21 protein-coding genes and 1 riboswitch are annotated in these 18549 nt (G+C 61.6%); of the genes, 17 read left to right on the forward strand and 4 right to left on the reverse strand.

The window, feature by feature from the left end; translation table 11 throughout:
- The first annotated feature begins 19 nt into the window (after nucleotides 1–19).
- Complete coding sequence (locus HX812_RS10560; RefSeq protein WP_016976511.1) at nucleotides 20–565, forward strand: DUF2058 domain-containing protein; 546 nt, start codon at nucleotides 20–22, stop codon at nucleotides 563–565.
- A gap of 146 nt (nucleotides 566–711) precedes the next feature.
- Here the strand turns inward: HX812_RS10560 and HX812_RS10565 are convergent, their stop codons facing one another.
- The 4 genes from HX812_RS10565 to purM form a co-directional block, all read right to left on the reverse strand.
- Nucleotides 712–900, reverse strand: a complete 189-nt coding sequence (locus tag HX812_RS10565) for a hypothetical protein (protein WP_038847694.1) — start codon at nucleotides 898–900, stop codon at nucleotides 712–714.
- Between the two features lie 263 nt (nucleotides 901–1163).
- Nucleotides 1164–1877, reverse strand: coding sequence for a DUF3108 domain-containing protein (locus HX812_RS10570; protein ID WP_033900686.1), 714 nt, complete (start codon nucleotides 1875–1877; stop codon nucleotides 1164–1166).
- Between the two features lie 8 nt (nucleotides 1878–1885).
- Entirely contained in the window at nucleotides 1886–2536 is a 651-nt protein-coding gene (purN, locus tag HX812_RS10575; RefSeq protein WP_038847697.1) for a phosphoribosylglycinamide formyltransferase, read from the reverse strand.
- Nucleotides 2536–3594 carry a phosphoribosylformylglycinamidine cyclo-ligase gene (gene purM, locus HX812_RS10580; protein ID WP_016976515.1) on the reverse strand — a complete coding sequence of 353 codons (1059 nt, stop codon included), beginning with the start codon at nucleotides 3592–3594 and terminating at the stop codon, nucleotides 2536–2538. The genes purN and purM overlap by 1 nt, the downstream gene beginning before the upstream one ends.
- A gap of 342 nt (nucleotides 3595–3936) precedes the next feature.
- On the opposite strand from purM, the gene HX812_RS10585 reads away from it, so the two are divergent.
- The 16 genes from HX812_RS10585 to HX812_RS10660 all read left to right on the forward strand — a co-directional run bounded on the left by HX812_RS10585 (nucleotide 3937) and on the right by HX812_RS10660 (nucleotide 18504).
- The gene (locus HX812_RS10585) at nucleotides 3937–4977 is read left to right on the forward strand and encodes a DUF2066 domain-containing protein (RefSeq protein WP_038847698.1); all 1041 of its coding nucleotides are present in this window, start codon (nucleotides 3937–3939) and stop codon (nucleotides 4975–4977) included.
- A gap of 32 nt (nucleotides 4978–5009) precedes the next feature.
- Nucleotides 5010–6083: an AI-2E family transporter gene (locus tag HX812_RS10590; RefSeq protein WP_038847700.1), complete on the forward strand. Its 1074-nt coding sequence runs from the start codon at nucleotides 5010–5012 to the stop codon at nucleotides 6081–6083.
- A gap of 203 nt (nucleotides 6084–6286) precedes the next feature.
- Nucleotides 6287–6991, forward strand: coding sequence for a DnaA regulatory inactivator Hda (gene hda / locus HX812_RS10595; protein WP_010208669.1), 705 nt, complete (start codon nucleotides 6287–6289; stop codon nucleotides 6989–6991).
- Nucleotides 6992–7204: 213 nt separating this feature from the next.
- Complete coding sequence (locus tag HX812_RS10600; protein ID WP_016976518.1) at nucleotides 7205–7834, forward strand: C40 family peptidase; 630 nt, start codon at nucleotides 7205–7207, stop codon at nucleotides 7832–7834.
- A 144-nt stretch (nucleotides 7835–7978) separates the two neighbouring features.
- Nucleotides 7979–8515, forward strand: coding sequence for a C40 family peptidase (locus HX812_RS10605; protein ID WP_028617370.1), 537 nt, complete (start codon nucleotides 7979–7981; stop codon nucleotides 8513–8515).
- A 154-nt stretch (nucleotides 8516–8669) separates the two neighbouring features.
- Nucleotides 8670–8921: riboswitch (cobalamin riboswitch) on the forward strand.
- 78 nt (nucleotides 8922–8999) lie between these two features.
- A complete protein-coding gene (gene cobO / locus HX812_RS10610; protein ID WP_010208674.1) occupies nucleotides 9000–9611 on the forward strand; it encodes a cob(I)yrinic acid a,c-diamide adenosyltransferase in 612 nt (203 codons plus the stop codon).
- Nucleotides 9608–10915: a cobyrinate a,c-diamide synthase gene (locus HX812_RS10615; RefSeq protein ID WP_038847924.1), complete on the forward strand. Its 1308-nt coding sequence runs from the start codon at nucleotides 9608–9610 to the stop codon at nucleotides 10913–10915. The genes cobO and HX812_RS10615 overlap by 4 nt, the downstream gene beginning before the upstream one ends.
- Complete coding sequence (gene bluB / locus HX812_RS10620; protein WP_033900696.1) at nucleotides 10912–11562, forward strand: 5,6-dimethylbenzimidazole synthase; 651 nt, start codon at nucleotides 10912–10914, stop codon at nucleotides 11560–11562. The genes HX812_RS10615 and bluB overlap by 4 nt, the downstream gene beginning before the upstream one ends.
- Nucleotides 11559–12467: an adenosylcobinamide-phosphate synthase CbiB gene (gene cbiB / locus HX812_RS10625; protein WP_038847927.1), complete on the forward strand. Its 909-nt coding sequence runs from the start codon at nucleotides 11559–11561 to the stop codon at nucleotides 12465–12467. Before bluB ends, cbiB begins: the two co-directional genes overlap by 4 nt.
- Nucleotides 12460–13449 carry a threonine-phosphate decarboxylase CobD gene (cobD, locus tag HX812_RS10630; RefSeq protein ID WP_038847929.1) on the forward strand — a complete coding sequence of 330 codons (990 nt, stop codon included), beginning with the start codon at nucleotides 12460–12462 and terminating at the stop codon, nucleotides 13447–13449. The genes cbiB and cobD overlap by 8 nt, the downstream gene beginning before the upstream one ends.
- Nucleotides 13446–14897 (forward strand): cobyric acid synthase, encoded by a 1452-nt coding sequence (locus HX812_RS10635; protein WP_038847932.1) that lies wholly within the window; start codon nucleotides 13446–13448, stop codon nucleotides 14895–14897. The genes cobD and HX812_RS10635 overlap by 4 nt, the downstream gene beginning before the upstream one ends.
- A 283-nt stretch (nucleotides 14898–15180) precedes the next feature.
- Nucleotides 15181–15702, forward strand: coding sequence for a bifunctional adenosylcobinamide kinase/adenosylcobinamide-phosphate guanylyltransferase (gene cobU / locus HX812_RS10640; RefSeq protein WP_016976526.1), 522 nt, complete (start codon nucleotides 15181–15183; stop codon nucleotides 15700–15702).
- Nucleotides 15699–16754, forward strand: a complete 1056-nt coding sequence (gene cobT, locus HX812_RS10645; protein WP_038847935.1) for a nicotinate-nucleotide--dimethylbenzimidazole phosphoribosyltransferase — start codon at nucleotides 15699–15701, stop codon at nucleotides 16752–16754. Before cobU ends, cobT begins: the two co-directional genes overlap by 4 nt.
- The gene (gene cobC, locus HX812_RS10650) at nucleotides 16751–17326 is read left to right on the forward strand and encodes an alpha-ribazole phosphatase family protein (protein WP_038847938.1); all 576 of its coding nucleotides are present in this window, start codon (nucleotides 16751–16753) and stop codon (nucleotides 17324–17326) included. Before cobT ends, cobC begins: the two co-directional genes overlap by 4 nt.
- Nucleotides 17327–17328: 2 nt before the next feature.
- Nucleotides 17329–18057 carry an adenosylcobinamide-GDP ribazoletransferase gene (locus HX812_RS10655; RefSeq protein ID WP_038847942.1) on the forward strand — a complete coding sequence of 243 codons (729 nt, stop codon included), beginning with the start codon at nucleotides 17329–17331 and terminating at the stop codon, nucleotides 18055–18057.
- Nucleotides 18058–18099: 42 nt separating this feature from the next.
- Nucleotides 18100–18504 (forward strand): MarR family winged helix-turn-helix transcriptional regulator, encoded by a 405-nt coding sequence (locus tag HX812_RS10660; protein ID WP_038847945.1) that lies wholly within the window; start codon nucleotides 18100–18102, stop codon nucleotides 18502–18504.
- Nucleotides 18505–18549 lie beyond the last annotated feature (45 nt).

Consider the following 18549-nt stretch of genomic DNA (forward strand, 5'->3'; position numbering starts at 1 on the left):
GCCTAAGTGAGTAAGCACCATGAGCCTTTCCCTTCGCGACCAGTTGCTCAAAGCAGGTCTGGTCAACCAAAAGCAGGCCAAGCAGGTCGGCAAAGAGAAACAGAAGCAGCAGCGCCTGGTCCATAAAGGCCAGATCGAGGCGGATGACACCCAGGCCCGCCTGGCGGCCGAAGCGCACGCCGAGAAGGTGAAGCGCGACCAGGAGCTGAACCGTCAGCAGCAGGAAAAAGCCGAAGCCAAGGCGCGCACCGCCCAGGTCAAGCAGCTGATCGAGACGTCGCGCCTGCCCAAGCTGACCACCGAGGACTACTACAACTTCGTGGATGACAAGAAGGTCAAGCGCCTGTCGGTCAACACTTTGATGCGCAACAAGCTGAGCAACGGCTCCCTGGCTATCGTGCATCACGGCGGCAGCTACGAGGTAATCCCGCGCGAAGCCGCGCTGAAGATCCAGGAGCGCGCACCGGAGCGTATCGTGCAGCTCAATATCCTGACGGAAAGCCAGGTGCCGGACGAGGATGACCCGTACGCGGCCTATCAGATTCCGGATGATCTGATGTGGTAAGGCTGTAGAAACAACATTGTGGCGAGCGAGCTTGCTCGCGTTGGGCTGCGAAGCGGCCCCATAAATGCAAAACCCGCTCAAGAGGCGGGTTTTGTGTTTTCAGGTATCCAGGCTGCGTGGGCCTTGTACCTGAGCCTTGCGAATACTCAGGAGCTTTCTGCCTGACGTTTCATCTCAAGCGACTCAAGCTCTTTTTTATAATTATGAGCGTCGCTCTCGTTGTGAAACATGCCGACCAACAGGTCTTGTTGGTGTACATCCCAGATGTGAATCCCATGGCCCAGTGCTTCGTGGGACATATGTTCGTCGTCGCGTTCAGTTACTTTTACAGTCATCTGCTTGCTCCAATCTCTGGTGGATCTGCGGCAAGTCGTCGCAGGCCTTCGTTATATGATTTGTTAGCTTGCTAAGTAAACCGACTTTTCGCGCAACAATTCATTGCAGCCAATGCAACAGTCCTGCAGGCCTTGTAAACCGCGGCATTGCGCCGCAGGGCGCTGAGTTTTATGACAAAAGTTTCATGTTCGCATCAGGGGCGGCTCAATCGACGGGCGAAAAAAAGCCCCGCATTCGCGAGGCTCTTTGTTCCAGCTACCGATCAGCTACCTTTAACAGCCTTACCGTCAACAGTACCGTCCTGCAGCATGATGTTGTATTCCTTGCCGTCGGTTTCCACCTGACGCAAGGCAACCAGGATGCCGCCCTGGTCCTTGGCAAACCACATCTGGGTGATGCGCTTGCTCTGAGTCGGGTCACGCACGCGCTCAACCTTGATCGCGTCGATGGAGCCGACCTTGGTCTGGACCTTTTCCGGGCCGATCACGCGGAAGTCGTAGGTGTCGACGTCAGTGCCTTCCACCACGTTGTAGCTCATGCTCTTCTTGCCGGCCGCCACATCGCGCTGCAGGGCCAACTGGTAGGTCGACTTGTCGAGCATGCCGCTTTGCAGGGGCACGTTGACCGCGTCCTTGTTTTCAAAGCCGGTGACTTTCTTGGCGGTCTGGTCGAAGTCCAAGTTGATCTTCTTCGCCTTGCCCAGGCCACCGCGCTCGAAGGTGTAGCTCTTCGGTTGCAGGGTGTCCTTGTCGAATTGGATCACGCTGGTTTCGGTGAGGCTGGCGATCATCATGGAGGCCTTGAAATTCAAGGTCCAAGTGCCGTCGCCATTCTTGGCCAGGCTGCGTTCAGCCGAACCACTCATGGGCAGCTGTTTCCAGTCGGCGGTGTAGCTTACGGAGAAAGGGTGAAGGTCTGCTGCTTGCACGGCTGGCAAGGCGAACAGCGCAAAAGCGAAGAGCAAGGCGCGACGCATAAAATCTCCTAGGTTCGAATCAAGTGGCCGCTGGCCGCAAGTAACTGACCGTCCAATAATGCACCCTGGTCACCAAGAATCAACCGCCCCTCGGCAAACCAGCGAACTGCCAGCGGGTAAATCCTGTGTTCCTGGGTGTGAACCCGTTGCGCAAGCGTCTGCGCCGAGTCGTCAGACTCTACCGGAACCACTGCCTGTACGACCAGAGGCCCGCCATCGAGTTCCTCGGTGACAAAGTGCACGCTGCAGCCGTGTTCGCTGTCGCCGGCATCGAGCGCGCGCTGGTGCGTGTGCATGCCTTTGTATTTGGGCAGCAGGGAAGGGTGGATATTGAGTAGGCGCCCTTCGTAATGCCGCACGAAATCAGCACTGAGGATGCGCATGAAGCCGGCGAGTACCACGAGTTTGGGGTTGAAGGCGTCGATCAGTTCGATCAAGGCGCTGTCGAAGGCCTCGCGACCTTCGAAAGCCTTGTGATCCAGCGAGCGGGTATCGATACCCGCGTCCCTGGCGCGTTGCAGGCCGTAGGCGTCGCTGCGGTTGGAGATCACCGCAGCGATGCGCACCGGGCTGTCGCCGGTGCGCATGCTGTCGATCAGGGCCTGCAAGTTACTGCCGGTGCCGGAAAGCAGCACCACGACATCACAGGTCTCAGGCATCAGTGAGCCTTGAGGTTCTTCAGTTCAACCTGGGCCGCGCCTTCGGCGGCAGTGGCGATCTGACCGATGACCCAAGGCTGCTCGCCGGCTTCACGCAGTACGTTCAGCGCGGTTTCAACGTGCTCTTGCGCCACGCAGATGACCATGCCCACGCCGCAGTTCAGCACGCGGTGCATTTCGGTTTCATCGACGTTGCCTTTCTCTTGCAGCCAGTCGAATACCGCAGGACGCTGCCAGCTGGCCACGTCGACGATCGCCTGGGCGCCTTTTGGCAGGACGCGCGGGATGTTGTCCAGCAGGCCGCCACCGGTGATGTGGGCCATGGCCTTGACGGCGCCAGTGTCCTTGATCAGCTTGAGCAGAGGCTTGACGTAGATGCGGGTCGGGGCCATCAGCAGGTCGGTCAGCGGCTTGCCATCGAGTTGGGTGTTCTCGATCTCGGCGCCGGACACTTCGATGATCTTGCGGATCAGCGAGTAACCGTTGGAGTGCGGGCCGGAAGATGGCAGGGCCAGCAGGGCGTCACCGGCGGCAACCTTGGAGCCGTCGATGATCTCGGCTTTTTCCACGACGCCGACGCAGAAGCCGGCCAGGTCGTAGTCTTCGCCTTCGTACATGCCTGGCATTTCAGCGGTTTCGCCGCCGACCAGGGAGCAACCCGACAGTTCGCAGCCAGCGCCGATACCGGTGACCACTTGTGCAGCGGTGTCCACGTTCAGCTTGCCGGTAGCGTAGTAGTCCAGGAAGAACAACGGCTCGGCGCCGCACACCACCAGGTCGTTGACGCACATGGCAACCAGGTCGATACCGATGGTGTCGTGCTTGTTCAGGTTCAGTGCCAGGCGCAGCTTGGTGCCCACACCGTCAGTGCCGGAAACCAGTACAGGCTGCTTGTAGCCGGCCGGGATTTCGCAGAGGGCGCCAAAACCGCCCAGGCCGCCCATGACTTCGGGGCGCGCAGTGCGCTTGGCGACGCTCTTGATGCGTTCGACCAATGCTTCACCGGCGTCGATGTCTACACCGGCGTCCTTGTAGCTCAGGGAGGGTTGCTTGCTCATGATCCAGGCCTTTAGGGGGGATTCAGGGGTAACGACCGAGCTGGCGGGGGCTTTTATAAAGGCCACGCCGTTGACGGTCTGCGAAGGCGCGCGATTTTATCAGGCTTGAGGGGCAGCGGCCATCCTCGGGCCGACGGGCAGGGGCATATGGTGTTAAAAAAATGCTAATCGGGTCTGCTTTGGCGCGTATTAAGGTATAGCCTTTACGGCGCTAGCGTTGTGACAGTACGAAAACTTACCAAGACCCTGTGAATGTTTTACCGGTCGCCGTGGTCACAGCCTTGGCAAACCGAGTTCACGCGGTCTGTTCCAGCCGCTAAATTTGTCGTTCGGGAATCTTCCATGCGTCTGTGTAAATTCTTCTTTGTAGGCTGCTTGTCGTTGGTCAGCCTGGCGAGTCATGCCGAAACCCTCAATGGCCTCTATCAAGTACTCGAACCCGTCAGCAGCCAGTCGCCCCAAGAGCGTGACCAGGCGACCCAGCGCGCCGTGCAGACCCTGGTGATCCGCCTGACCGGCGACGCCAAGGCCGCCGACGGCCCGGGCCTGGCGGCCGTTCGTAAAGATCCGCAACAAATCATCAGCCAATATGGCTACGACGCCGGCCCGCCGGAAAGCCTGCAAGTGGATTTCGACCCGGTGAGCACTGATCGCGTCTTGCGTGAAGCTGGCTTGTCGATCTGGGGCAGCAATCGGCCGTCGATCCTCGGCTGGTGGCTGAACGACTCCACCGAAGGCAGCAGCCTGGTGGGTGATGGTCAGTCTGTCGCCCAAGCGCTGCGCCGTGCCGCGCAACACCGGGGCTTGCCGTTGCGCTTGCCCCTGGGCGACCTGGATGAGCAAGTGGTCGCCACCGCACCGAACCTGGAAAGTGCTGACGCCACACCGCTGCGCGACGCCTCCGAGCGTTATGGCGCCGACGCCTTGCTGGCCGTGCATGCGCGCCAGGAAGGCAGCCAATGGCAAGCCAAATGGCGTCTGTGGCTGGGTGACAAGAGCGAGCAGGGCACCGCGCAAGGGGCCGACACCGGCGCTTTGGCCGACGCGGTGATGCTGGCGGTCAGCCAGAAATTGGCGCCGCGCTTTGCGGTCAAGCCTGGCGTGAGCACCGAACAATTACTGGAAGTGCAGGGCATGACCCTGGAGCGTTATGCCGCGCTGGGTCATCTGCTTGAGCCTTTTGGCGGTCAGCCACAGCTCGTGGACGGCAATCGCATCGTGTACCGCGTCAATGGCAGTGCCGATCAATTACGTACCCAGTTGAGCCTGGCCAAGTTGCAGGAAATTCCAGCAGGTGAAGTGCCGGTCCAGCAACCCGCAGTGGACGGGACTCAGCCGGCGGTCGCGCCCGAACCTCAGGCGCAACTGCGTTTTCGTTGGTAGCAGTTTTCTTCTTTATATAGATGGAGTGGTTTATGGCGGATACGCGTCGTTGGGTGTGGCTTGGCGGGATTGTCCTGCTGTGCGTTTTTGTGTTCCTGCTGCATTCGATCCTGACGCCGTTCCTGGTCGCGTTGCTGCTGGCCTATCTGTTCGATCCGGTGGTGGATCGCCTGGAGAAGGCCGGGTTGTCGCGGACTTGGGGCGTGGTGGCGGTATTCGCCCTGTTTACCCTGATCATCACGGCGTTGGTGCTGGTGCTGGTGCCGATGCTCGCCAAGCAACTGTTCCGCCTGTATGAGCTGGCGCCGCAGATGCTCGACTGGCTGCAACACACGGCGATGCCGTGGGCCCAGGCCAAATTGGGGTTGTCGGATGGTTTCTGGAAGTTCGACAAGGTCAAGGCGGCGATCAGCGAGCATATGGGCCAGACCACCGATATCGTCGGTGTGGTCCTCAGCCAGGCGACGGCCTCCAGCCTGGCGTTGATCGGCTGGTTGACCAACCTGGTGCTGATCCCGGTGGTGGCGTTCTACCTGCTGCGCGACTGGGACATCATGATGGCCAAGATTCGCAGCCTGCTGCCGCGCAATCGCGAAGAGCGCATTGTCTCTCTGGCCGAGGAGTGTCATGAAGTGCTTGGCGCCTTTGTGCGCGGCCAATTGCTGGTGATGTTGGCACTGGGGATTATCTACGCCGCTGGCTTGATGGCCATTGGCCTGGAGCTGGGCCTGTTGATTGGCCTGATCGCCGGCCTTGCCGCAATCGTGCCTTATATGGGCTTTGTGATTGGTATCGGTGCGGCGTTGGTGGCGGGGTTGTTCCAGTTTGGCGGTGACCTGTACCCGATGCTTGGGATCGTGGCGGTGTTTATGGTCGGCCAGGCCTTGGAAGGCATGGTGCTGACGCCGTTGCTGGTGGGTGATCGGATCGGCTTGCACCCGGTGGCGGTGATCTTTGCGATCCTGGCGGGCGGTGAGTTGTTCGGCTTCACTGGCATTCTGCTCGCGCTGCCGGTGGCGGCGGTGATCATGGTGCTGGTGCGCCATGTACACGATTTGTATAAGGATTCGGATGTTTATACGGGGGTTGAAGACCCCGATCTGTAATCCCTCTGCCACAAACCCGGCCCAGGCCGGGTTTGTTGTTTCTGGAGTCGGGGCGTCAATCAATCTGCGTAAATCCAACAAGTTAACGCAAACCTTTGATTTTGCTTGGGGTCTGTTGCATTGTGCGCCCGGCGTCACGGGTATAAACTTTGCAAACTTTACACAGAGGCCACTAACGGTTCGTTTGGAGCCGTTCAGTCAGCATGAAACCGATTCAGCTGCCCTTGGGTGTGCGTCTGCGTGACGACGCCACCTTTATCAACTACTACCCAGGCGCCAATGCCGCTGCACTCGGCTATGTCGAGCGGCTCTGCGAAGCCGACGCCGGGTGGACCGAAAGCCTGATCTATCTGTGGGGCAAGCACGGCGTAGGGCGTACCCACCTGTTGCAGGCCGCGTGCCTGCGTTTCGAGCAGATGGGTGAACCGGCGGTTTACCTGCCCCTGGCGGAGTTGATGGATCGCGGTATCGGCATCTTCGACCATCTTGAGCAGTACGAGTTGGTGTGCCTGGACGATCTGCAAGCCATCGCTGGCAAGGCAGAGTGGGAAGAGGCGCTTTTTCACTTATTCAACCGCTTGCGTGACAGTGGTCGGCGCCTGCTGATTGCCGCGTCCACCTCGCCGCGCGAGTTGCCGATCAAGCTGGCCGACCTCAAGTCGCGCATGACTCTGGCGCTGATCTTCCAGATGCGCCCGCTGTCCGACGAAGACAAATTGCGTGCCTTGCAACTGCGCGCATCCCGTCGCGGCCTGCACCTCACCGACGAAGTCGGGCATTTTATTCTCACCCGCGGTACGCGCAGCATGAGCGCGTTGTTCGACCTGCTCGAACAGCTCGATCAGGCTTCCTTGCAGGCCCAGCGCAAGCTGACGATTCCCTTCTTGAAAGAAACCTTGGGTTGGTAGCCAGCCAGCTGTTTTCACGGCTTTCGGCAAATTCCAGGCGCCAGAAAACCTGCGTTTGAGCCGGTTTGGCTACGCAAAAGGCAGATATAGGGTGTTAAGGGCTTAGATGTCATAGTCCAAACAAGAAGTCACATAGATCACGATTGAATTTGCAAATCGATGTGATAGAGGGCATAGTCTCGTCTTCTTTACATATCAGCCACGGTCGTGCCCATGCTAAATCGCTTCGCACCCCTCGTGCCCCTCGCACTCGTTACCCTGTTGTTTGGTTGCGCCTCCCACCCTCAACAGGTGGCAGAACAGCAAAAACCACAGGTTCAAAATCAGGCAAAATTCGTTGCTGCACAGTCTGCTTCTGTTTATGAAGAAGAGCTGGCAACGGAAAAAGAACTGGCCAATTTCTCCGGTAGCAAGCCTTACCAGCTTCCAGTTCTTGCCGACAGCATCCTCGAACGCGGCATGTCCCTGATCGGTACCCGTTACCGTTTCGGCGGCACCTCTGAAGCCGGTTTCGACTGCAGCGGTTTTATCGGCTACCTGTTTCGCGAAGAAGCGGGCATGAATCTGCCGCGCTCCACCCGCGAAATGATCAACGTGGATGCACCGTTGGTCGCGCGCAACAACCTCAAGCCGGGTGATCTGCTTTTCTTCAGTACAGCGGGTCGTGGTCGTGTAAGCCATGCCGGTATTTACCTGGGCGATAACCAGTTTATCCACTCCAGCAGCCGTCGCAGTGGCGGTGTCCGAGTCGACAACCTGGGTGACAGCTACTGGAGCAAAACCTTCATCGAAGCCAAGCGCGCACTCGCCATGGCCCCGACGACGGTTACCGCTAGCAAGTAAACTTAAAGTGATACTTGAAGTTTGACGTGTAAGCGCTAGAATCCCTGGACATTGTTGTAATCCGTTCGCGCGAGCTTTGCTTGCGCGTTCTGGTTTTCAGCGTTCGGCAGCGAAAGCCGCATCCAGACCAGGATTGTTCTGCCCATGTCGACCTCGGCCCGCCTGATCCTTATTCTTTGTGCCGCGCTGCTCAGCGCCTGCGCAAGCCGCCCGCCGCCCGCGCCTGTGGCCGTCAAGCCCAAGCCGGTATTCAACTACTCCACCCAGAATTTCTCGCCTGCAGCCGAAGATGTGCTCTTCCGCGCGCTGGGCCTGGTCGGCACGCCTTATCGTTGGGGCGGCAACACACCGGACTCCGGGTTTGATTGCAGTGGCCTGATCGGTTTTGTCTTCCGCGACGCTGCCGGCATCTCCCTGCCGCGTACCACCCGTGAACTGATCGTGATGCGCGCGCAGGATGTCAGTGAGCAAAATCTGCAGACTGGCGACTTGCTGTTCTTCGCCACAGGCGGCGGTTCACAGGTCAGTCACGCCGGCATCTACGTCGGTGAAGGCCGCTTTGTACACGCGCCGCAAACCGGCGGTACGGTGAAGCTCGACACCTTGTCCAAGGCGTATTGGCAGAATGCCTACCTGAGCGCCAAACGTGTATTGCCAGGAAATCTGGCGCGTAATCCCTGAATTGGCAGAGATCCAAGTGTGGGAGCGGGCTTGCTCGCGAATGCGGTCTGTCAGTTTGCTAATGTGCTGACTGACACACCGCATTCGCGAGCAAGCCCGCTCCCACATTGGTTTTGTGGTGGGTTTAATTGACGCTCCACCCCCAACCTACTACCCTTCGCCGCTTGTTCCAGGTGCTCTGTGACCCATGGGTCGACCGAGTGAAACAGGGAAGCCGGTGAGTGAGCGCACTTGTACACAGTGCCGCCGCGATTCCGGCGCTGCCCCCGCAACGGTAAATGAGTCAAGACGCTGCCTTTTGCCACTGTATCGCTCGCGATATGGGAAGGCGCAGCGTCGGTCTGCGCGTCTATAAGGCGCGCGCCACTCATGAGCCCGGAGACCGGCCTGCAACATCCAACAGCATCACGGTGGGCGATGCTTGGCTGTCTGTTTTTTCTTTTTCCTGCCCGCCGTTTTTGTCCAGCCCCAACGGAGAGCTGCCATGACCGATTCCCCCGACCGCGACGAACGCCACCTGGCGCGCATGCTGCGCAAAAAAGCCGTGATCGATGAACGCATCGCCAATTCCCCCAACGAGTGCGGCCTGCTGCTGGTGCTGACCGGCAACGGCAAAGGCAAGAGCAGCTCCGCGTTTGGCATGCTGGCCCGGGCCATGGGCCACGGCATGCAGTGCGGTGTGGTGCAGTTCATCAAGGGGCGTAACAGTACCGGTGAAGAATTGTTCTTCCGCCGTTTCCCCGAGCAAGTGCGTTTCCACGTCATGGGCGAAGGCTTCACCTGGGAAACCCAGGACCGCCAGCGCGACATCGCCGCCGCCGAAGCCGCCTGGGCGGTTTCCCGCGAGCTGCTGCAAGACCCGTCCATCGGCCTGGTCGTACTGGATGAGCTGAACATCGCCCTCAAGCACGGCTACCTCGACCTGGACCAGGTACTCAGCGACCTGCAAGCCCGCCCGCCGATGCAACACGTGGTGGTCACCGGCCGTGGCGCCAAGCCTGAACTGATCGAAATGGGCGATACCGTCACCGAAATGGGCATGCTCAAGCACGCGTTCCAGGCCGGTATCAAGGCACAGAAGGGCGTCGAACTTTGAATCAGCCCCGTCATTGCCCGGCCGTCTTGATCGCCGCACCGGCGTCCGGCCAGGGCAAAACCACCGTCACCGCCGCACTGGCCCGCTTGCACCGCAACCTGGGGCGCAAGGTGCGCGTGTTCAAATGCGGCCCGGACTTCCTCGACCCGATGATCCACGAGCGCGCCAGTGGTGCGCCGGTGTATCAATTGGACATGTGGATGGTGGGCGAGCAGGAAAGTCGCCGCTTGCTGTGGGAAGCGGCGGGGGAGGCGGACCTGATCCTGATCGAAGGCGTGATGGGTCTGTTCGACGGCACGCCGTCCAGCGCCGACCTGGCGCGACACTTTGGTGTGCCGGTACTTGGTGTGATCGACGGCACCGCCATGGCCCAGACCTTTGGCGCGTTGGCCCTGGGCCTGGCGCGTTATCAGCCGGACTTGCCGTTCGCTGGCGTGCTGGCTAACCGCGTCGGGACCCTGCGCCATGCGCAATTGCTTGAAGGCAGCCTCACCGAAGGCCTGCGTTGGTACGGCGCGCTGTCTCGCGAGACCGGTATCGAGCTGCCTAGCCGTCACTTGGGTTTGGTGCAGGCGAGCGAACTGAATGACCTCGATGTACGCCTGGATGCCGCCGCTCAAGCACTGGGCAGCAGTTGCGAAGTCGCCTTGCCGCCGCCGGTCACCTTTGCCGCGCCTGAAGTGATCGAAGCCAAGCCACTGCTTAACGGCGTGCGCATCGCCGTGGCCCGCGACGAAGCCTTCGCGTTCACCTATGGCGCCAGCCTTGACCTGTTGCGGGCAATGGGCGCCGAGCTGAAGTTCTTCTCGCCGATCCATGATCGCCAATTGCCGGCCGCCGACAGCCTCTACCTGCCCGGTGGTTACCCGGAGCTGCACCACCAGGCGCTGTCGCAAAATACCCCGATGCTCGACGCCATCCGCGCTCATCATGCCGCCGGCAAACCGCTGCTCGCCGAATGCGGCGGCATGCTCTACCTGCTGGACTCGCTGACCGATGTCGACGGCACTCGCGCCGAACTGGTCGGCCTGCTGCAAGGCGATGCGGTGATGCAGAAGAAGCTCGCGGCCTTGGCGCTGCAAAATGTCGAATTGCCCGAAGGCACACTGCGCGGCCATACCTATCACCACTCGCTGACCACCACCGAATGGCAGCCGATTGCCCGTGGCCTGAGCCCCAATGGCGGGCGCGGTGCCGAGGCGGTTTATCGGCAGGGGCGGATGACGGCGTCCTACGTACACTTCTATTTCCCCTCGAATCCCCAGGCGGTGGCTGCATTGTTCGCGCCCGATCCAGCACTATGAGCGACAACGCCTTCCCCCAGGCCGACCGCGACGCCGTCTACCGTGCCATCGCCGAACGCCGCGACATGCGCCATTTCAGCGGCGGCACCGTCGCCCCCGAATTGCTGCACCGCCTGCTCCAGGCCGCGCACCAGGCACCCAGCGTGGGCCTGATGCAGCCCTGGCGTTTTATCCGTATCAGCGACCGCCAACTGCGTAGTCAGATTCAACAGTTGGTGGAAGAAGAACGCGTACGCACCGCCGAAGCCCTGGGCGAGCGTTCCGACGAGTTCATGAAGCTCAAGGTCGAAGGCATTCACGACTGCGCCGAAGTACTGGTGGCGGCGTTGATGGATGATCGTGAGCGGCACATCTTTGGGCGGCGCACCTTGCCGGAAATGGACATGGCGTCATTGTCCTGTGCTATCCAGAATCTGTGGCTGGCGGCCCGTGTCGAAGGGCTGGGCATGGGCTGGGTCTCGCTGTTCGAGCCCCAGGCCCTGGCCGATCTGCTGGGCTTGCCGCCCGGCGCGAAACCGTTGGCCGTGCTGTGCCTGGGGCCGGTGGCCGAGTTCTACCCGGCACCGATGTTGCAACTCGAGGGCTGGACCGAGCCCCGGCCGCTGAGTGACATGTTGTATGAGAATGGGTGGGGAGTGAGTCAATGAGTGTGGCCTTGCTGTGTGTCGCTGCAGTCGCGCTGGATGCGCTGCTGGGCGAACCCAGGCGCTGGCATCCGCTGGTGGCGTTCGGCAATTTCGCCGGGCGCATCGAGCAACGTTTCAATACCGGTGGTCGCGGCTGGCGCAGCCATGGCGTGACCGCGTGGTTTATCGCCGTGGTGCCGCTGACCCTGCTGGCCACGGCGTTATCCTGGGCACCTTACATCGGCTGGGTATTGGAGATCCTGGCGCTGTATTGCGCCCTTGGCATGCGCAGTCTCGGTGAGCATGTGATCCCGGTGGCCCAGGCCTTGCGCAGTGATGACCTCGAGGAAGCACGCAAGCGCGTGAGCTACCTGGTGAGCCGTCAGACCAGTGAACTGGACCGCACCGAAGTCGCCCGCGCCGCTACCGAGTCGGTGCTGGAAAACGGCAGCGATGCGGTGTTTGCTGCGATTTTCTGGTTTGTCGTCGCGGGTGTGCCAGGCGTGGTGCTTTACCGCCTGAGCAACACCCTCGACGCCATGTGGGGCTATCGCAACGAACGTTTCGAGCGCTTCGGCTGGGCGGCGGCAAAGATCGACGATGTGCTGAACTATATTCCTGCACGCCTGGTGGCGTTGACCTACGCCGCACTGGGCAAGACGCGCCTGGCGTTTAAATGCTGGCGCAGCCAGGGCCCGACCTGGGACAGCCCCAACGCGGGCCCGGTCATGGCGGCCGGTGCCGGTGCGCTTGGCGTGGAGTTGGGCGGTGCCGCGATCTATCACGGCGAAGTGCATCAGCGTCCGCAACTGGGCGAAGGCCCTCCGGCGGATGCCGATTCCATCGACCGAGGCTGGCAACTGGTGCAGCGCGGCGTATGGTTGTGGCTGCTGATCCTATGCGCGGGGGCGCAATTCTATGCTTGAGCACGGTGGCCGGCTGCGTAAGGCGGCGATTCAGTACGGGATTGCCGAGGCCGATTGGCTCGACCTGTCCAGCGGCCTCGCGCCCTGGCCCTGGCCGATCCCCGAGATTCCATTGCGGGCCTGGGCGCGCCTGCCAGAAACCGACGATGGTCTGGAGCAGGCCGCCAGCGAATACTACGGCGCTGCGCACCTGTTGCCGGTGCCCGGTTCCCAGGCGGCCATCCAGTTGCTGCCACGCCTGCGCCGCGCGGGCAAAGTCGGCGTGCTGTCGCCGTGTTATGCCGAACACGCCGAAGCCTGGCGTCGTGCCGGCTACGTGGTGCGCGAAGTGCAGGAGCAGGAAGTCGACTTCTTTCTTGAGGGTCTCGACGTGCTGGTGGTGGTCAACCCCAACAATCCCACCGGCCTGAGCCTGACCCCGCAACGCTTGCTGGACTGGCACTCGCGGCTGGCCCAGCGCGGCGGCTGGCTGGTGGTGGACGAAGCGTTCATGGACGTCACCCCTCAACTGAGCCTGGCGGGTCAGGCCCACCAGGTCGGCCTGATCGTGTTGCGCTCGTTCGGCAAATTCTTCGGCCTGGCCGGGGTGCGGCTGGGCTTTGTGTTGGCCGAGCGCAAGCTGCTCAAGTTACTGGCCGAACAGGTCGGCCCCTGGGCGGTCAGCGGACCGACGCGGGTGTTGGGCCAGGTGTGCCTGCGCGACACGGCCGGGCATGTGCGGCAACGCACGCGGTGCATCGAGGCCGGCCAGCGGTTGTTCGCCTTGCTGGAGCGCCACGGCTTCCAGCCCCAGGGCGGCTGCGCGTTGTTTCAATGGCTGATCACGCCCCACGCCGAACGCATGCACGAATTCATGGCCCAGCGCGGCATCCTGCTGCGGCTGTTTGTCCACGACAGCAGCCTGCGCTTTGGCCTGCCCGATACCGAAGCCGACTGGCTGCGCCTGGACCAAGCCTTGGTCGCCTATAAGGACGCCACATGAGTACGCTGATGGTGCAAGGCACCACCTCCGACGCCGGCAAAAGTACCTTGGTGACCGCGCTGTGCCGCTGGTTGGTCCGCCAGGGCGTGGCGGTGGCGCCGTTCAAGCCGCAGAACATGGCGCTCAACAGCGCCGTGACCGCCGAAGGCGGCGAGATCGGCCGCGCCCAGGCCGTGCAGGCCCAGGCCGCCCACCTGGCGCCGCACACCGACATGAACCCGGTGTTGCTCAAGCCCAACAGTGACACCGGCTCCCAAGTCATCATCCACGGCCGCGCCGTCACCAGCATGAACGCGGTGGCCTATCACGACTACAAAGCCATCGCGATGCAGGCGGTGCTGGCCTCCCACGCCCGGTTGAGCCAGGCCTACCCAGTGGTGATGGTCGAAGGCGCGGGCTCTCCGGCGGAGATCAACCTGCGCGCCAATGACATCGCCAACATGGGCTTCGCCGAGGCAGTGGATTGCCCGGTGTTGCTGATCGCCGATATCAATCGTGGCGGCGTGTTTGCCCATCTGGTCGGCACCCTGGAATTGCTGTCGCCCACGGAACAGGCGCGGGTCAAAGGCTTTATCATCAATCGTTTTCGCGGTGATATTGCGCTGTTGCAGCCCGGCCTGGACTGGCTGGAAGCGCGTACCGGCAAACCGGTGGTCGGCGTGTTGCCCTATGTGATGGACCTGCACCTGGAAGCCGAAGACGGTATCGACAGGCGCCAGATCGACAAGGCGGCCCAGGTACTCAAGGTGGTGGTGCCGGTGTTGCCGCGCATCAGCAACCACACGGATTTCGACCCACTGCGCCTGCATCCCCAAGTGGATCTGCAATTCATCGGGCCTGGCCAGTCGATCCCTGGCGCCGACCTGATCATCCTCCCTGGCTCGAAAAGCGTGCGCAGTGACTTGGCGTACTTGCGCGCCAACGGCTGGGATACCGCCGTCGCGCGGCACTTGCGCTATGGCGGCAAGGTGCTGGGTATTTGCGGTGGCCTGCAGATGCTCGGTGAGCAGGTGCATGACCCGTTGGGCCTGGAAGGGGTTGCCGGTTCCAGCGATGGCCTTGGGCTGCTGGCGTTCAGCACTACGCTGGAAGAAGAGAAGCAGTTGCGTAATGTGCGTGGGCGTTTGGTGCTGGAGGATGCCGAAGTCAGCGGTTATGAGATTCATGCGGGCGTGACGACGGGGTATGCGTTGTCGAATGCTGCTGTGATCCTGGAAGACGGTCGCCTTGATGGCGCGCAAAGTGCTGATGGGCAAATTCTTGGGACCTATCTGCATGGTTTGTTTGAAAGCCCGGCGGCGTGTAGCGCTTTGCTGCGTTGGGCTGGCTTGCAGGACGTGCAGGCCGTGGATTACCACGGGTTGCGTGAGCGCGATATCGAGCGTTTGGCGGACCTGGTGGAGAACCACCTGGACACTGATTTATTACGCGAGCTGTGTGGGGTTTGACGGTGAGTACGCGGTCCCAATGTGGGAGCGGGCTTGCTCGCGAAGGCGGTGTGTCGGTGTACATATCCATTCCTGCGGTAACGGCCACCTATCGTTCCGCTCTTACAGCGGCTCACTTTTGGAAAGACCGGAAGCCTGCGTTCGGCCAGCGTGGTTTTACGGGGCGCATGAGATCAACATCAAAAGCCAGATCAACAGCAGATTGGCTTTTCTGTAGGAGCGGGCTTGCCCGCGATGGCGGCCTGATGGCCGATACATTTCAGCCAGATCAAGGTGCCATCCCATGCTCCAACTAATACTCGGCGGCGCCCGTTCCGGCAAAAGTCGCCTCGCCGAAAAGCTCGCCAGCGACAGTGGTTTGCCCGTCACTTACATCGCCACCAGCCAACCGTTGGATGGTGAGATGAATCAGCGCGTCGCGCTGCATCGCCAGCGTCGCCCTGACCATTGGGGCCTCATCGAAGAACCCGTCGAACTGGCTCGTGTACTACGCGAAAACGCGGCTGCCGGGCAATGCCTGCTAGTGGATTGCCTGACCCTTTGGCTGACCAATCTGCTGATGCTGGAGGACCCGGATCGCCTGGCGTCCGAACGCGATCAACTGTTGGAAACCCTGGCCACGCTGCCGGGTGAAATCATTTTTGTCAGCAACGAGACCGGTCTGGGTGTCGTGCCGCTGGGCGAATTGACTCGCCGCTATGTGGATGAAGCCGGTTGGCTGCATCAAGCTTTGGCCGAGCGTTGTCAGCGTGTTGTCCTGACGGTCGCCGGCCTGCCCCTGACTTTGAAAGGTACTGCGTTATGACTGACACCTGGTGGCTCAACCCTTGTAAGGCGATTGACGCTCAAGCGTACGAACACGCCCTGACTCGCCAGCAGCAATTGACCAAGCCGGCCGGCTCCCTCGGGCAGTTGGAGGCGCTGGCGGTGCAATTGGCGGGCTTGCAGGGGCAGGTCAAACCGTTGGTGGATCACGTGTGGATCGCCATTTTTGCCGGTGACCATGGCGTGGTTGCCGAGGGCGTGTCGGCGTTTCCCCAGGAAGTCACCGGGCAGATGCTGCACAACTTTGTCAGCGGTGGCGCGGCCATCAGTGTGTTGGCGCGGCAGTTGGACGCGCAGTTGGAAGTGGTCGACCTCGGCACGGTCACGCCGTCCCTGGACCTGCCCGGTGTGCGTCACTTGAGTATCGGCGCGGGCACCGCCAATTTCGTCAACGGCCCGGCGATGACTGAGGCCCAAGGGCAACTCGCCCTGCACGCCGGTCGCGACAGTGCGCGGCGTGCGTTGGCAGGTGGTGCGCAGCTGTTTATCGGCGGCGAGATGGGCATCGGCAACACCACCGCCGCCAGTGCGTTGGCGTGTGCCTTGCTCGATTGCGCGGTCAGTGACCTCACTGGGCCGGGGACGGGGTTGAATGCCCAGGGTGTCAGCCACAAAGTGGTCGTGATCGAGCGCGCCCTTGCGCTGCACGCCGGCCAGCGTGGTGATGCGTTGCAGACGCTGTTCAATCTGGGCGGCTTTGAAATTGCCGCGCTGGTGGGCGCGTACCTGGCCTGCGCCCAGGAAGGCATCGTGGTGCTGGTGGATGGCTTTATCTGCAGCGTCGCGGCGCTGGTCGCGACACGCTTGAACCCGGCCTGCCGTGAATGGCTGGTGTTTGGCCATCGCGGCGCCGAGCCGGGTCATCGCCATGTGTTGCAAAGCCTCGACGCGCAGCCGCTGCTGGAACTTGGCCTGCGCCTGGGCGAAGGCAGCGGCGCGGCGTTGGCGGTTCCGTTGTTGCGCCTGGCTTGTGCGTTGCACGGGCAGATGGCGACCTTCGCCGAAGCCGCCGTGGCAGACCGCCCGGCATGACCTTGCGCCTGGACTTGCTGCGTCACGGTGAAACCGAGCTGGGCGGCGGACTGCGTGGCAGCCTGGACGATGCTCTCACCGCCAACGGCTGGGCGCAGATGCGCACGGCCGTGGTGGCGCAGGGGCCGTGGGACCGTCTGGTCAGCTCGCCGCTGCAACGCTGCGCGCGGTTTGCCGAGGAACTGGGGGCTCAACTCAAGCTGCCGGTGAGCCTGGAAAAAGATCTGCAAGAGCTGCACTTCGGTGCCTGGGAAGGGCACAGTGCGGCGGACTTGATGGAGACCGACGCCGAAGGGCTGGGGTTGTTCTGGGCTGACCCCTACAGCTTTACGCCACCGGAAGGGGAGCCTGTCAGCGCCTTTTCCGACCGGGTCCTGGGCGCTGTCGCACGCTTGCATCAGGCCTATGCCGGTGAGCGTGTGCTGTTGATCAGTCATGGCGGTGTAATGCGTCTGTTACTGGCGCGAGCGCGTGGTCTGCCGAGGGAGCAACTGTTGAATGTCGAAGTGGGCCATGGCGGGTTGTTCAGCCTGCGCGTCGATGCTGACGGCACACTGACGGAAGGCGTGTAGACGTGCTGCCCTTTTGGATCGCCCTGCAATTTCTCAGCAGCCTGCCGATTCGCCTGCCGGGTATGCCGCAGCCTCAGGAGTTGGGACGGTCACTGCTGTTTTATCCGTTGGTGGGTTTGTTGTTCGGCGTGCTGTTGTGGGGCTTGAATTCGGTATTGATGGCCGCCCCGTTGCTGCTGCATGCCGCATTGTTGCTGACGGCCTGGGTGTTGCTCAGTGGTGGCCTGCACCTGGACGGCTTGGCGGACAGCGCCGATGCCTGGCTCGGCGGTTTTGGCGACCGCGAGCGCACGCTGACGATCATGAAGGACCCCCGCAGCGGTCCGATTGCCGTGGTCACGCTCGGGTTGGTGCTGCTGCTCAAATTCACTGCGTTGGTGGCCTTGATCGAGCAGCATAACGGCGCCGCATTGATCCTGGCGCCGCTGATCGGCCGCGCATCGATGCTGGCGCTGTTTCTTACCACGCGCTATGTGCGTGCTGGTGGATTGGGCCAGGCATTGTCGGATCATTTACCGAGAATCGTCGGCCAACAGGTACTGATCCTCAGCGGTTTGGCCTGTATTCTTATCGGCGGCTTCAGCGGTGGGATGGCTGTATTGCTCGCTGCGATCTGCTTTATCGGGCTGCGCCAATTGATGGTCAACCGCCTGGGCGGCACCACGGGTGATACCGCTGGCGCCTTGCTGGAGCTGCTGGAAGTCGCGGTTCTGGTTGGCCTGGCGCTGTAACACTTTCTTGCATTCCCTCAATCGCGGGTATATACACCTTCCATGCTTGCCTCCCAATGTTTGTGTACCAACCTGCGACGTGCCGCCCGTGGCGTCAGCAGGCATTACGACGGCGCTCTTGATGGCTTCGGGATCAACGTCGCCCAGTATTCTTTGCTGTGTAACTTGCAGCGCCTTGATCAGCCGAGCATTTCCAGCCTGGCGGAAGCCATGGGCCTGGATCGCAGCACGTTGGGGCGTAACTTGCGGGTGCTGGAAGGCGAGGGCCTGGTGCGGTTGGTGGAAGGCGATGACCTGCGCAACCGTCTGGTGATGTTGACCGAGGACGGTGAAGCACGACTGGCCGCGGCATTACCTGCCTGGGAAGCGGCGCAGCAGAAATTGATCGATCAACTCGGCGCGGAAAAACGCGAAACCTTGTTGGCCTTGCTGGACGAACTCGCCTGAGCGCGGGTTGGTTCGAATACAAGCGGGTATATACCCGCGAGCGGA

The organism is Pseudomonas sp. IPO3749 (genome assembly GCF_013386605.1).
GTDB lineage: Bacteria > Pseudomonadota > Gammaproteobacteria > Pseudomonadales > Pseudomonadaceae > Aquipseudomonas > Aquipseudomonas azotoformans_A.